Below are 12,859 nucleotides of genomic sequence, written 5' to 3' on the forward strand. Positions count from 1 at the left end.
CGCCTCGTCTGATATAGCGCGAGGCGCGACGACTCAGGATGCAGGAATAGCAATCGGTTTATTGCCGCTTAGCTCAGTAACCAAATCGTTAATCCCGTCGCTCATATTGGTAAAACGAGTGAGGGGGGAACGGGTTACCACCACAAAAGCGCCAATATTATATTGCGGGATCATCGCCATATAGGTAATAAAACCGCCGCCGCCTCCTGTTTTCTGGATAATGCCAGGACGTCCGTCTTTTGGCGCCATATAGACCCAGCCCAGACCGAGCGCGTCGGCTTTACCCGGTACGTCCATCCCGATGATTTTCTTTAACTATGTGCGCTGATAAATCAACGTTTGCATACGATCGGCCTGATGGCTACGGTGATAAAAATCTGAAGACAGATACTGTTGCATCCAGCGCATCATATCTCCTGGCGTAGAATAGACCCCGCCGCTGCCAATGGCAGCCAGCGTATTATTACAGGGGCTTGCGCCTTTTTCTGCCACCATCAGACGTTTACACTGATCGGGAGAGGGGGTAAACGTGGTGTCTTTCATTCCCAGCGGGCGGGTAATCTTTTCTTCAAACAGTTGCGTATAAGGTTTGCCGGAGGCGGTCGCCAGCGCGTCGGCTAACAGGTCGAACGCCAGATTGGAATAGGCCGCCTGCGAGCCTGGCGCGACTTTTAACGTTGCTGTGGAGAGCCAGCTCCAGCGTTGTTCGCGGGTTGGCCAGACAAATACCGGACGATGCGCCGCGCCGCCGGGCTGTTCTCGCGGAAGCGCGCTGGTATGGGTCGCTAAGTTGACCAACGTAATCGGCGTGCCTTGATACGTCGGGACATGCGCGCCGGGAGGCGCATATTTGCTGAGAGGATCGTTTAATTTTACCGTTCCCTGATCGAGCAATTTTACCAACATTTCACTGGTCATTAGCTTGGTGAGCGAAGCGATACGAATGACCGAATCAAGCTGTGGACGAACATTATTGCCCGGTCTGGTGTCACCGAAACTACGAAATACGCGTTGATTGCCGTCGATCACCACCAGCGCCATGCCTGTGGCGCCGCTACCATAAAAGATATGCTCGGCATAACGATCAACGATATCAGAGGCAAAAACCGGATCGGCAATCGGCTGAGCCGCCTGGACAGAAGTAAGTGATGCCGCAAACAGCATGGCAGTAAAAAGCAGACTACGTTTCAACGGTGATGTCCATAAGTGAAATAACGGTGGTTATGCGTATTTATACTACCCGGCGGCACATTGCAAAACGTTAAAGAGAAAAAAGTGGGTGAAAAAACGTAACGGCGGGTTTTCGTGATGGAGAATGTTTACTTTTGTGATAAAGCGCTTGTGATAACCTGATAGCGTCAGCGTGCCTGCTGAGTATGAAACTCGTCGAAACAATTCTGTTGAGCAGAAATGCGAACTAAGCGTCACAACGTAGGTCACAATGCCTGGTTTAGCCCTTTCATTTGCGTGGGCATGGCGTGCTATTGCCGCCGTCACAGCAGCCGTAATAAAGATAAGAAGTTAGCAGGAGAGCATGATGTTTAAATCTTTTTTCCCAAAGCCAGGGCCGTTTTTCATGTCGGCGTTTGTTTGGGCGCTGATCGCCGTCATTTTCTGGCAGGCGGGAGGAGGAGATTGGGTGGCGCGACTTGTAGGGGCATCCGATGAAGTACCTATCAGCGCAGCGCGCTTCTGGTCGCTGGACTATCTGATTTTTTATGCTTATTACCTGATTTGCGTGGGATTATTTGCAACGTTCTGGTTCATCTATAGCCCGCACCGCTGGCAGTACTGGTCGATACTTGGCACCTCGCTCATTATTTTTGTCACCTGGTTTTTGGTGGAGGTTGGCGTCGCGGTTAACGCCTGGTACGCGCCGTTCTATGATTTGATTCAAACGGCGCTCAGCTCGCCGCACAAGGTCACTCTTGGTCAATTTTATCATGAAGTGGGGGTGTTTCTCGGTATTGCGCTTATCGCCGTGGTGATCGGCGCGCTGAACAACTTCTTTGTCAGCCACTATGTATTTCGCTGGCGTACCGCAATGAATGAGCACTATATGGCGCACTGGCAGTACCTGCGCCATATCGAAGGGGCTGCCCAGCGTGTGCAGGAAGACACCATGCGTTTTGCCTCTACACTGGAGAATATGGGCGTGAGTTTTATCAATGCCATCATGACGCTTATCGCCTTTCTGCCGGTGTTGGTCACCCTGTCAGCGCATGTGCCGGATTTACCCATCGTAGGACATATCCCTTACGGCCTGGTCATTGCCGCTATAGTCTGGTCATTAATGGGGACGGGCCTGCTGGCGGTCGTCGGGATCAAATTGCCGGGGCTGGAATTTAAAAATCAGCGAGTGGAAGCCGCTTATCGTAAGGAGCTGGTCTACGGTGAAGATGACGCCAGCCGCGCCACGCCACCCACCGTCCGTGAACTGTTTAGCGCGGTGCGCCATAACTACTTCCGTCTCTACTTTCACTATATGTATTTCAACATCGCGCGCATTCTCTATTTGCAGGTCGATAACGTTTTCGGTTTGTTCCTGCTGTTTCCTTCCATTGTTGCCGGTACGATTACGCTGGGGCTGATGACGCAAATCACCAACGTGTTTGGCCAGGTGCGCGGTTCGTTCCAGTATTTGATTAACTCCTGGACGACGCTGGTGGAGCTGATGTCTATTTATAAACGTTTACGTAGCTTTGAACGTCAGTTGGATGGTCAGCCAGTTCAGGAAGTGACCCACTCTTTTAGCTAACAGAAGGAAACGTTATGTCGGCGGCGTCCCGTCTTTATCCTCTGCCTTTTCTGGCGGTCGCCATATTGGCTGGCTGTAGTAGTCAATCCGGGCAGCCGGTGAGCAAGGGCGAGAAGCCTGTCGACGTGGCAAGCGTAGTACGTCAGAAAATGCCGGCCAGTGTCAAAGACAGAGAGGCCTGGGCGAAAGATATCGCGATAACGTTTAAGAGCCAGGGGCTGGCGCCGACGGTAGAAAATATCTGTTCGGTGCTGGCTGTCGCCCAGCAGGAGTCCGGTTATCAGGCGGATCCTGTCGTGCCGGGGCTAAGTAAAATCGCCTGGCAGGAGATTGATCGCCGCGCTGAACGACTACACATTCCGCTGTTTCTGGTGCACACCGCGCTGAAAATTAACTCCCCCAACGGCAAGAGCTATAGCGAACGCCTGGACACGGTAAAAACCGAAAAACAGCTTAGCGCTATTTTTGACGATTTTATCAATATGGTCCCGATGGGGCAGACGCTATTTGGCTCATATAACCCGGTGCATACGGGCGGCCCGATGCAGGTCAGCATTGCCTTTGCCGAACAGCACGCGAAAGGTTATCCGTGGAAGATGGCGGGTACGGTACGTCAGGAGGTCTTTACGCGCCGTGGCGGGTTGTGGTTTGGAACTTACCATTTGCTGAATTACCCGGCGAACTACAGCGCGCCTGTTTTCCGCTTCGCCGACTTCAACGCGGGATGGTACGCCAGCCGTAACGCTGCGTTCCAGAATGCCGTCAGTAAAGCCAGTGGGGTAAAACTGGCGCTGGATGGCGATCTGATTCGTTATAACAGCAAGGAACCGGGCAAAACAGAGTTAGCGGTGCGCAAACTGGCAGGGCAGTTGGGAATGAGTGAGCGTGAAATTCGCAGCCAACTGGAGAAAGGCGATAGCCTGGCGTTTGAAAAAACGGCGCTCTACAAGAAAGTCTATAAACTGGCCGAGGCCAAAACGGGCAAGACGCTTGCGCGGGAAATGTTGCCCGGTATTCAACTGGAAAGTCCGAAGATCACACGCAAGCTGACGACCGCCTGGTTTGCTAAACGAGTTGATGAGCGGCGGGCGCGGTGTATGGGGCGATAAATTTCGCGCTGGGATACTTTCTCCAGCGCGCTAAGGTTTATTGGTGACGGTGACGCCAGCGTAAAAACGCGGCGATAACGGCGAAAATGAGGCAGCCCGTGAGGAAGGGCACCAGGCCAAAAATCGTCCCGACGCCCAGCCCAATCTCTACCCGCGGTCGACCTGTATCCTGTACCTGCATCAGATGCTCATAGATGCCCGGCGCATGAACCAGCAGGTTTAAGAGTTGCGCTCCGGCCCAGAAGCAAAACAGTACAAATATGGCGTAAGCAATATTTCCGGGCGTAGAGGAGGTTTCTCGATGCTTCCCGCTGAACAGCGATTTTGAGAGAGTGAAATCAGCCATAAAGACCTCTAGGATGATCGGCTACGATCTGGCGTTATGCCATCGGCTTACTGTGAAGTCTGACAGGTCATTGTGTTTGTCAATATCAGAATCATGGTAATTTCACATACGGAATGTATCCATCGCGTAAATTTTTGTTAGTTGTCACAAAACGATCACTTTTATCAAAATCAATTAACATTTAAGAAATTCCGTATCCCCCACAGACTCGCCCGCCAGAAGTATGCAAAAATACGTTTTTGTTGCTGTTAATACGTCGGAGTCGTTATGCGTTTGCCTGTAAAAATTCGTCGTGACTGGCACTACTATGCCTTCTCTATTGGCCTTATCTTTATTTTGAATGGCGTCGTAGGATTGCTGGGATTTGAGGCGAAAGGATGGCAAACCTATGGTGTTGGGCTGGTAACGTGGATTATTAGCTTCTGGCTGGCGGGGTTCATCATTCGCCGGCGCGAAGATGACGAGGTAAAAGACGCCCGATAAACGTTGCGCTATCGGGCGTGCGCTATTACATCGTGGTTTTTAAGGCATTATTCGCCGTATGGCGTTCCAGCGCCAGCTCAATCAGACGGCTGATCAAATCGGTATAGCCCAATCCGCTCGCCTGCCAGAGTTTTGGATACATACTGATATTGGTAAAACCTGGCAGCGTATTGATCTCGTTAATCACGACCTCATTGTCTGCCGTTAAAAAGACATCGACACGCGCCATACCCGCGCACCCCAGCGTCTGATAAGCCTGGATCGCAATCGCGCGAATCTTGTCATTCACCCCGGAAGGGAGCTGCGCAGGTACGACAACTTGTGCGCCGTTATCATCAATATACTTAGTATCGTAGGCGTAAAATTCGCTATTCAGTACGATTTCGCCGCAGGTGCTGGCCTGTGGGTTATCGTTACCTAATACGGCGCATTCGATCTCGCGCCCTTTGATCCCTTGCTCCACCACCACTTTATGATCGAATTCGAAAGCCAGCGCGACCGCCTGCTGATATTGCGCTTCGTTAGCGACTTTACTGACGCCGACCGAAGAGCCCTGATTGGCGGGCTTAACGAACAGCGGCAGTCCCAGACGGGATTCAACCTCGGCAAAACTAAACGCGTGACGATTCGTTCGGGTGAGTGTAATAAACGGGGCGATATTCAGTCCTGCATCGCGTAGCAGTCGTTTGGCGACGTCTTTATCCATGCAGGCTGCGGAGCTCAGCACGTCTGAACCGACAAACGGTAAGTTTGCGACGCGTAGCATCCCCTGCAATGAGCCGTCTTCGCCCAGCGTACCGTGGACGATAGGAAAAATAACATCTACCGTCGGTAGCGGCTGCCCGTTCTGGGCGTTAATCAATTGGTGTTGGTGTTTGCCAGGCACCTGGGCCAGACTGATTGCCGAAGGACGTAGCGCGATATGTGCCGGATCGTCTGCATTCTGCAAATAATTTTCCGCATCGTTAACATGCCATTGTCCCGCCTTATCTATCCCTAACAGCACCACGTCGAAGCGGGTTTTATCGATCGCATCAACGATATTTTTCGCTGATTGCAAAGACACTTCATGTTCCGCCGACTTACCGCCAAATACTATTCCTACCCGCAATTTCGCCATCTTAAAAACCCATTCCATCGAATGCAAAGCGTATACATTACCACGACAAAACGCGGGTTTCGCGGGGTTCTGCCATAATGTTTATGGGATGTGAGAACGGAGGCCGCGTGAGAGGTAAGGGTTTTCTGATTATTGTGCTGTTGGGCGGTATTGGCGGGCTGGGATATCGTTATCTTCCCTCTTATTATAATCCTTTTGCTCCGCTACAACTTGCCGATCCGCCAGGCTGGATCACTACCTTCAAACTACAGCGCCTGACGCCGTCGCAGTGCCGGGAGCTGTTGACGGCGGCCAATCAACAGGGATTAATTTCATCACAACCTGTTGCGGATAGCGCTGGTGAATGTCCCTTGTCCCATGTTGTGCGCGTCAGAGATTTTGGCCAGGTCAAACTGAGCAGCAGTTTTTTAGCCTCCTGCCCGTTGGCGCTGCGCTCCGCGCTGTTTGTCGAACAGCAGGCAAAACCTTTAACAGAAACGTGGATGAAGCGCCGCCTGACCCGCATCGAACATCTGGGTAGCTATGCCTGCCGTAATATTTATCACCGCCCGGATGCGCGTCGCAGTGAACATGCCAGCGCAGAAGCGCTGGATGTCAGCGGGTTTCAGCTATCAGATGGCCGAAAAATCACTGTTCTGCGCGGCTGGGGGCGTCAGGAGACGGGGCCCTGGTTACGCGCTATGTTAAACGCCAGTTGCCATTATTATGGCAATGGGCTCGGGCCTGACTATAACGCTGCGCATGCTAACCATTTTCATCTTGGAATGCGGGGCTACGGCGTGTGTCGTTAAAGCATAAACGTCTGCCTTGCGCGGCTATATAATGTGACATGTTTCACAAAAATGATGAGCGGGGAGACAAAATAGCAAAGTGTGACGTATCGCACCTCTGGAACCACCAGGAAAAAGAGAACTTGCTAAGCTAACGCGTATTTTCAGCTACTTACCGTTACGAGTCTTATGGAATCCTGGAAAGTTAATCTAATTTCCGTTTGGTTTGGATGTTTTTTTACCGGGCTGGCAATCAGCCAAATCCTGCCATTCTTACCCCTTTATATTTCCCAGCTTGGCGTCTCTTCCCATGAAGCGTTATCAATGTGGTCCGGGTTAACGTTTAGCATCACGTTTCTTATTTCCGCCATTGTGTCGCCGATGTGGGGCAGTCTCGCCGATCGTAAAGGGCGTAAACTGATGCTATTGCGCGCGTCGCTCGGGATGGCGATAGCTATTCTCCTGCAGGCATTTGCGACCCATGTCTGGCAACTTTTCCTGCTGCGCGGAATCATGGGGTTAACGTCAGGCTATATCCCCAATGCCATGGCGCTGGTAGCCTCTCAGGTACCACGCGAACGTAGCGGCTGGGCGCTCAGTACGCTTTCTACCGCGCAGATCAGCGGCGTTATCGGCGGGCCGTTAATGGGCGGCTTTGTCGCGGATCATATCGGGCTGCGGGCGGTATTTCTGATTACCGCCATGCTGTTGGTGGTGAGCTTTCTGGTCACGCTATTTTTAATTAAAGAAGGCGTGCGTCCGGTCATCAAGAAAAGCGAACGCCTGAGCGGTAAAGCCGTTTTTGCGTCGTTACCTTATCCTGCGCTGGTGATCAGTTTGTTTTTTACCACGATGGTCATTCAACTCTGTAATGGTTCCATCAGTCCAATCCTGGCGCTGTTTATCAAATCAATGATGCCGGACAGTAATAACATCGCCTTTCTTAGCGAGTTAATTGCCTCGGTGCCCGGTATCTCTGCGCTTATCTCCGCGCCTCGCCTGGGAAAACTTGGCGACAGAATCGGCACGGAAAGAATTCTGATGGCCACGCTTATCTGCGCAGTGCTGCTTTTCTTCGCGATGTCCTGGGTCACCACGCCGTTCCAGCTGGGGCTGTTACGTTTCTTGTTAGGCTTTGCCGATGGCGCGATGTTACCCGCCGTACAAACGTTATTGGTGAAATACTCCAGCGATCAAATTACCGGACGTATTTTTGGCTACAACCAGTCATTTATGTACCTGGGCAACGTGGTTGGGCCGTTGATGGGCGCGACGGTATCGGCGATGGCCGGTTTCCGCTGGGTTTTTATCGCTACGGCGGCGATCGTGTTGATCAATATCGGGCAACTGACCCTGGCGTTACGTCGTCGGCGTAACGCGCAAAAAGCGAAAGGCCAATAGCGGTGCATCGTAACGGCGTTTCTGCCGTTACGATATGGTTTAAATTAAAAGATATATTCTTTATCCGTGAAGTTTTTCTATAGATGGCATAACCTTAAATTATGATATAGCGTGATTATTGTTTTTTGATGGTTTATTATCGTCTCGTTTTCGGTCTGAGAAACGTTTCGCTGCGGCGACAGTGATAATTATTTGTGTAAAGTTCTTCCTGTATCATAAAAATAGTACTTTCAGCCTCTAGGCAGTGGTTCTTCATAGTGATAACGTCACCCTGGAACTAATAAGGAAATATGGTCATGAAAAATCTCATAGCAGAGTTGTTGCTTAAGCTAGCCCAAAAAGAAGAAGAGTCGAAAGAACTGGTTGCTCAGGTAGAAGCGTTAGAGATTATCGTCACAGCAATGTTACGTAACATGGCGCAAAACGAGCAGGAGATGTTGATACGTCAGGTAGAGGGGGCACTTGAAGGCGTAAAGCCGGATGCCAGCGTTCCTGATCACGATACGGAATTGCTGCGCCAATATGTAAAAAAGTTGCTGAGACACCCCCGGCACTAATCGTATTTAAAACAACACAGTTGTTATAACGTTACTTTTATGAAATAACATAGCCGCTTCGTTTTTATTTTCTTCTGGGTAATACAGAGCAAAATAAAAACGAAGCGGCTATGGTAATAACAGTGTAACGTTATGCGCTGTTCTTCTGCATCCTGCCAGTGTAACTGTGGATAATCGAATTGCACATTAGCCTACGGTTTGTCAATCAATAAAACATCTATTGCTAACGGTAAGTAATACTTTTACAGCCGGGTGGTATTTTTGCCAGTAACAGCCAGACTTATATAAAGTCCCTGGGATATTTCCCAAAGGGACAACGTGTAATGTGTACACTGACAAAAGGATGGTGCTATGAAAATAACATTACTGGTGACTTTACTTTTTGGCCTGGTCTTTTTAACCGCCGTCGGCGCAACCGAGAAACCGTTAACGCCGCAACAGCAGCGCATGACGACCTGTAATCAGCAGGCGACAGCGCAAGCGTTGAAAGGCGATGCGCGTAAAACCTACCTTAGCGACTGCCTGAAAAACAGTCAGTCAGCCCCTGGCGAGAAAAGCCTGACGCCGCAACAGCAGAAAATGCGTGAATGCAATGTTCAGGCGACGGAACAATCACTGAAAGGCGATGACCGTAGCAAGTTTATGAGCGCCTGCCTGAAAAAAGCGGCGTAGTGCTATCGGGTGAGTCCTGAAAAACACTCACCCGAAATTTCATACTTCCTCCATGCGCTCTGTTTCTATAATTTGGGAAAGTTGTTTCTAAATGTTCCCAAAAATAATGAATGATGAAAATTTTTACCGAAAAGCGGTTGAACAGGCGGTAGCGCCGCCTGACCCTCCTGATGATCGTCAGCGCTCCGGGTTGCGCTTCGCCCGGCGCATCAGGCTACCGCGTGCGGTGGGGTTAGGGGGGATGTTTTTACCGGTGGCCGCCGTGTTAGTGACGCAACCTGTCTTTGGCGGCTGGTGGCTATTGCTGGTCGGCTGGTCTTTTGTCTGGCCGCATCTGGCATGGCAGTGGGCGGCGAAAGCCCTTGATCCGCTACGCCAGGAAATTTACAACCTGAAAGTGGATGCGATCCTCTCCGGCATGTGGATCGCGCTGATGGGCGTCAATATGTTGCCTGCCGCCGCGCTGTTTATGATGATGAGCATGAATCTGATGGGCGCTGGCGGGCGGCGGCTATTCACTGTCGGAATGGGCCTTTTGCTGGCGTCATGTCTGGTGACGTTGCAGCTTACCGGGCTACCCGTCGCGATGCGAAGCTCGTCGCTGGAAGTCACGCTCTCTTTGCCCGTCATTATGTTGTATCCGCTTCTGTTCGCCTGGGTAAGTTACCAAACGGCCATTAAATTAGCGGAACATAAGCGACGCTTGCAGGCGATGAGCTCGCGGGATGGCATGACCGGCGTCTATAACCGACGCCACTGGGAAATTTTATTACGTAATGAATTCGATCACAGCCGACGCCACCATCGGGAGGCGACATTGTTGATTATCGATATCGATCATTTTAAGAGCATTAACGACACCTGGGGACATGATGTTGGGGATGAGGCTATTATCGCCCTGACGCGTCAATTACAGATAACGCTACGCGGGAGTGATATTATCGGGCGCTTTGGCGGCGACGAATTTGCGGTGATTATGTGCGGAACGCCGGCAGACAGCGCGATTACCGCCATGTCGCGAGTGCATGAACGGCTAAATACCTTACGCTTGCCGGGCGCGCCGCAGGTCATGTTACGTATCAGCGTGGGCGTGGCGCCGTTAACGCCACAAATCGGTCATTATCGGGAATGGTTAAAGTCTGCGGATATGGCGCTTTACAAAGCAAAGAATGCCGGACGTAACCGCACCGAAGTGGCGGCATGACGTCCAGCCGGGCTTCAGGATTTACTGAGCGCCTCTGATTTTTCCATACACTTCGTCATCGCTTCTATTACCGCAGCGCGGAAGCCACGTTCTTCCAGAACGCGTACGGCTTCAATTGTCGTTCCGCCAGGCGAGCACACCATATCTTTCAGTTCGCCGGGATGCTTTCCGGTTTCGAGTACCATTTTCGCCGACCCCATGACGGCCTGCGCGGCGAATTTATAAGCCTGAGCGCGAGGCATACCGCCAAGAACGGCTGCGTCCGCCATCGCCTCGATAAACATAAAGACATAGGCCGGCGAAGATCCGCTCACGCCAACCACCGGATGGATCATCGGCTCAGCAATCACTTCCGCCTCGCCAAAGCAGCGGAAAATATTCAGGACATCAGCCGTATCTTCCGGTGTGACCAGCGCGTTGGGCGTGACGGAGGTCATTCCTGCGTTGACCAGCGACGGCGTATTCGGCATAGCGCGAATGATTTTACGGTCGTGTCCCAGCGCGCGCGCAAGCTGATCAAGCGTTACGCCTGCGGCGATAGAGACCACCAGCGAGTCTTTGTTCAGGCTGGAGGAGATTTCACTGAGCACTTTCACCATAATGCCCGGTTTTACCGCGCCGAAAACGATATCCGCGACCTGAGCGACCTCCTGCGCGCTTTGCGCCGCATTAATGCCGTACTGGTCATGCAGGGCGGCAACTTTATCGGGGGAGGGGGTGTAGACCCAGATCTGACCGGGAAGTACCTGACCGCTGGCAATCAGTCCGCCAAGAATAGCCTTGCCCATATTACCGCAGCCAATAAAACCGATTTTCTTCTCCATCTCGTCACTCCCTATGTTTGTGTGTTATGGGGAATGGTTAGCTTAACGCGGATTGAAAACGGGCAGAAGGAGAAACAGCACTTTGATGAAAGACAAAAGCGCGAGACAATAAAAGATTGTATACCGTACGGGAGACATTATGACCATCTGGGTGGATGCGGATGCGTGTCCGAATGTCATTAAAGAAATTTTGTACCGCGCCGCCGAGCGGATGCAGTTGCCGCTTATTCTGGTTGCCAATCAGGCCTTGCGCGTGCCGCCTTCGCGTTTTATCCGCACGCTTCGCGTGGCCGCCGGGTTTGACGTGGCGGATAACGAAATCGTGCGTCAATGCGAAGCGGGCGATCTGGTGATTACCGCGGATATTCCGCTGGCGGCTGAAGTGCTGGAAAAAGGCGCTGCGGCTCTTAATCCCCGGGGAGAACGCTATAGCGACGCCACGATTCGCGAACGTCTGACGATGCGTGACTTTATGGACACGCTACGCGCCAGCGGCGTACAAACGGGGGGGCCAAACACTCTCTCGCCGCGCGATCGTCAGCATTTTGCCGCCGAGCTGGATAAGTGGTGGCTGGAAAGCCAGCGTAAAAAATAAATCCTGTAATGAAAAATTTACAGTTTATTCATTTCTGATTCTTGCTATAGTACTAATATTGTGACTTTAGTACCTTTGTGTAAATTATTATTTACATTTATGCGTTGTACTAGTTAGATGATATGATTATAACATTGCTGATATCAAATCCTGCGTATGCGCAGTTCCTGGGGGAACGCCTGCTATGATGCAACCTCTTTATCTTGTTGGCCCGCGGGGCTGTGGGAAAACCACCATCGGTATGGCGCTGGCGCAGGCAACCGGTTTCCGGTTTGCAGATACCGACCGCTGGCTGCAATCGCACGTGCAGATGAGCGTCGCTGATATCGTTGAAAAAGAAGGCTGGGGAGGGTTCCGCGCCCGGGAAACCGCGGCCCTGGAGGCGGTAAGCGCGCCTTCGACTGTCGTGGCGACAGGGGGCGGTATTATTCTCACGGAGTATAACCGACGTTATATGCACCGTGTTGGCGTAGTGATTTATCTGTGCGCGCCGGTATCCACGCTGGTTAACCGGCTTGAGGCTGAACCTGAAGCGGATCTGCGCCCGACCCTCACCGGCAAGCCGTTGAGCGAAGAGGTTCGGGAAGTGCTTGAGCAGCGTGACGCGTTGTATCGCGAAACGGCACATTACATTATTGACGCGACGAAAACGCCGGCCCAGGTCGTTTCTGAAATTATTGCGGCGCTGCCGCCCTCGACGCAACGGTTACAGGGAGATGTCTATACTTAACGCTCACCCAGAATAAAGGAAACGCTATGCCAACCAGACCACCTTATCCGCGGGAAGCTTATATCGTCACCATTGAAAAAGGCACGCCGGGCCAGACGGTGACGTGGTATCAGCTACGGGCTGATCATCCGAAACCTGATTCGCTCATCAGCGAGCATCCGACCGCAGAAGAAGCGATGGATGCGAAAAAACGTTACGAAGATCCGGATAAATCATAGACGCATGAACCACTCGGAAGGGATTCTGAGTACCCCTAAATTGTATCTCCATCACATTCTTGAAACATTTAT

The 12,859-nt window shown here is 51.7% G+C and carries 14 protein-coding genes and 1 pseudogene; 11 read left to right on the forward strand and 4 right to left on the reverse strand.

Annotation, left to right across the window (positions count from 1 at the left end; translation table 11 throughout):
- Positions 1-33: 33 nt before the first annotated feature.
- Positions 34-1,191 (reverse strand): annotated as a pseudogene (gene ampH, locus ACFK9X_RS06305) (D-alanyl-D-alanine-carboxypeptidase/endopeptidase AmpH).
- Positions 1,192-1,537: 346 nt separating this feature from the next.
- Between ampH and sbmA the strand changes: the two are divergent.
- Both sbmA and yaiW read left to right on the forward strand, forming a co-directional pair.
- Positions 1,538-2,758 carry a peptide antibiotic transporter SbmA gene (gene sbmA / locus ACFK9X_RS06310; protein ID WP_151117905.1) on the forward strand — a complete coding sequence of 407 codons (1,221 nt, stop codon included), beginning with the start codon at positions 1,538-1,540 and terminating at the stop codon, positions 2,756-2,758.
- Between the two features lie 14 nt (positions 2,759-2,772).
- Complete coding sequence (gene yaiW, locus ACFK9X_RS06315; protein ID WP_151115890.1) at positions 2,773-3,867, forward strand: surface-exposed outer membrane lipoprotein YaiW; 1,095 nt, start codon at positions 2,773-2,775, stop codon at positions 3,865-3,867.
- Between the two features lie 37 nt (positions 3,868-3,904).
- On the opposite strand, the gene ACFK9X_RS06320 is transcribed toward yaiW, so the two are convergent.
- On the reverse strand, positions 3,905-4,213 hold the full coding sequence (locus ACFK9X_RS06320; RefSeq protein ID WP_000763139.1) for a YaiY family protein: 309 nt from the start codon (positions 4,211-4,213) through the stop codon (positions 3,905-3,907).
- 267 nt (positions 4,214-4,480) lie between these two features.
- Here ACFK9X_RS06320 and ACFK9X_RS06325 point away from each other — a divergent pair, with 267 nt between their 5' ends.
- Complete coding sequence (locus tag ACFK9X_RS06325) at positions 4,481-4,696, forward strand: DUF2754 family protein (protein ID WP_001239240.1); 216 nt, start codon at positions 4,481-4,483, stop codon at positions 4,694-4,696.
- Between the two features lie 25 nt (positions 4,697-4,721).
- Here ACFK9X_RS06325 and ddlA read toward each other — a convergent pair whose 3' ends face one another.
- Positions 4,722-5,816: a D-alanine--D-alanine ligase gene (gene ddlA / locus ACFK9X_RS06330; protein ID WP_001096593.1), complete on the reverse strand. Its 1,095-nt coding sequence runs from the start codon at positions 5,814-5,816 to the stop codon at positions 4,722-4,724.
- 77 nt (positions 5,817-5,893) lie between these two features.
- Between ddlA and ACFK9X_RS06335 the strand changes: the two genes are divergently transcribed.
- The 5 genes from ACFK9X_RS06335 to adrA all read left to right on the forward strand — a co-directional run bounded on the left by ACFK9X_RS06335 (position 5,894) and on the right by adrA (position 10,420).
- Positions 5,894-6,607, forward strand: coding sequence for an extensin family protein (locus tag ACFK9X_RS06335; protein WP_000480794.1), 714 nt, complete (start codon positions 5,894-5,896; stop codon positions 6,605-6,607).
- 168 nt (positions 6,608-6,775) lie between these two features.
- Entirely contained in the window at positions 6,776-7,987 is a 1,212-nt protein-coding gene (locus ACFK9X_RS06340) for a multidrug efflux MFS transporter (protein ID WP_151115892.1), read from the forward strand.
- Positions 7,988-8,283: 296 nt separating this feature from the next.
- Positions 8,284-8,544 (forward strand): anti-adapter protein IraP, encoded by a 261-nt coding sequence (gene iraP, locus ACFK9X_RS06345; RefSeq protein ID WP_001518423.1) that lies wholly within the window; start codon positions 8,284-8,286, stop codon positions 8,542-8,544.
- Between the two features lie 351 nt (positions 8,545-8,895).
- Entirely contained in the window at positions 8,896-9,216 is a 321-nt protein-coding gene (gene psiF, locus ACFK9X_RS06350; RefSeq protein ID WP_000705165.1) for a phosphate starvation-inducible protein PsiF, read from the forward strand.
- 91 nt (positions 9,217-9,307) lie between these two features.
- A complete protein-coding gene (gene adrA / locus ACFK9X_RS06355) occupies positions 9,308-10,420 on the forward strand; it encodes a diguanylate cyclase AdrA (RefSeq protein WP_000484089.1) in 1,113 nt (370 codons plus the stop codon).
- Positions 10,421-10,434: 14 nt separating this feature from the next.
- On the opposite strand, the gene proC is transcribed toward adrA, so the two are convergent.
- Positions 10,435-11,244, reverse strand: a complete 810-nt coding sequence (proC, locus tag ACFK9X_RS06360) for a pyrroline-5-carboxylate reductase (protein WP_000412193.1) — start codon at positions 11,242-11,244, stop codon at positions 10,435-10,437.
- A 139-nt stretch (positions 11,245-11,383) separates the two neighbouring features.
- Between proC and ACFK9X_RS06365 the strand changes: the two genes are divergently transcribed.
- The 3 genes from ACFK9X_RS06365 to yaiA all read left to right on the forward strand — a co-directional run bounded on the left by ACFK9X_RS06365 (position 11,384) and on the right by yaiA (position 12,787).
- Positions 11,384-11,839, forward strand: a complete 456-nt coding sequence (locus ACFK9X_RS06365) for a YaiI/YqxD family protein (protein ID WP_000158137.1) — start codon at positions 11,384-11,386, stop codon at positions 11,837-11,839.
- A gap of 184 nt (positions 11,840-12,023) precedes the next feature.
- Positions 12,024-12,569, forward strand: a complete 546-nt coding sequence (aroL, locus tag ACFK9X_RS06370; protein WP_000983570.1) for a shikimate kinase AroL — start codon at positions 12,024-12,026, stop codon at positions 12,567-12,569.
- Positions 12,570-12,595: 26 nt separating this feature from the next.
- Positions 12,596-12,787: a protein YaiA gene (yaiA, locus tag ACFK9X_RS06375; RefSeq protein ID WP_001143161.1), complete on the forward strand. Its 192-nt coding sequence runs from the start codon at positions 12,596-12,598 to the stop codon at positions 12,785-12,787.
- Positions 12,788-12,859: the final 72 nt, after the last annotated feature.

Source organism: Salmonella sp. WC3 (assembly GCF_042932255.1).
Classification (GTDB): Bacteria; Pseudomonadota; Gammaproteobacteria; order Enterobacterales; family Enterobacteriaceae; genus Salmonella; species Salmonella enterica.

Bases quoted from the DNA above. Each gene is read 5' to 3' on its own strand.
- sbmA (WP_151117905.1), top strand. From the start codon at position 1,538: ATGTTTAAATCTTTTTTCCCAAAGCCAGGGCCGTTTTTCATGTCGGCG.
- proC (WP_000412193.1), bottom strand. From the start codon at position 11,244: ATGGAGAAGAAAATCGGTTTTATTGGCTGCGGTAATATGGGCAAGGCT.
- ACFK9X_RS06340 (WP_151115892.1), top strand. From the start codon at position 6,776: ATGGAATCCTGGAAAGTTAATCTAATTTCCGTTTGGTTTGGATGTTTT.
- yaiW (WP_151115890.1), top strand. From the start codon at position 2,773: ATGTCGGCGGCGTCCCGTCTTTATCCTCTGCCTTTTCTGGCGGTCGCC.
- aroL (WP_000983570.1), top strand. From the start codon at position 12,024: ATGATGCAACCTCTTTATCTTGTTGGCCCGCGGGGCTGTGGGAAAACC.
- ACFK9X_RS06335 (WP_000480794.1), top strand. From the start codon at position 5,894: ATGTTTATGGGATGTGAGAACGGAGGCCGCGTGAGAGGTAAGGGTTTT.
- iraP (WP_001518423.1), top strand. From the start codon at position 8,284: ATGAAAAATCTCATAGCAGAGTTGTTGCTTAAGCTAGCCCAAAAAGAA.
- ddlA (WP_001096593.1), bottom strand. From the start codon at position 5,816: ATGGCGAAATTGCGGGTAGGAATAGTATTTGGCGGTAAGTCGGCGGAA.
- ACFK9X_RS06320 (WP_000763139.1), bottom strand. From the start codon at position 4,213: ATGGCTGATTTCACTCTCTCAAAATCGCTGTTCAGCGGGAAGCATCGA.
- adrA (WP_000484089.1), top strand. From the start codon at position 9,308: ATGTTCCCAAAAATAATGAATGATGAAAATTTTTACCGAAAAGCGGTT.
- psiF (WP_000705165.1), top strand. From the start codon at position 8,896: ATGAAAATAACATTACTGGTGACTTTACTTTTTGGCCTGGTCTTTTTA.
- yaiA (WP_001143161.1), top strand. From the start codon at position 12,596: ATGCCAACCAGACCACCTTATCCGCGGGAAGCTTATATCGTCACCATT.
- ACFK9X_RS06365 (WP_000158137.1), top strand. From the start codon at position 11,384: ATGACCATCTGGGTGGATGCGGATGCGTGTCCGAATGTCATTAAAGAA.
- ACFK9X_RS06325 (WP_001239240.1), top strand. From the start codon at position 4,481: ATGCGTTTGCCTGTAAAAATTCGTCGTGACTGGCACTACTATGCCTTC.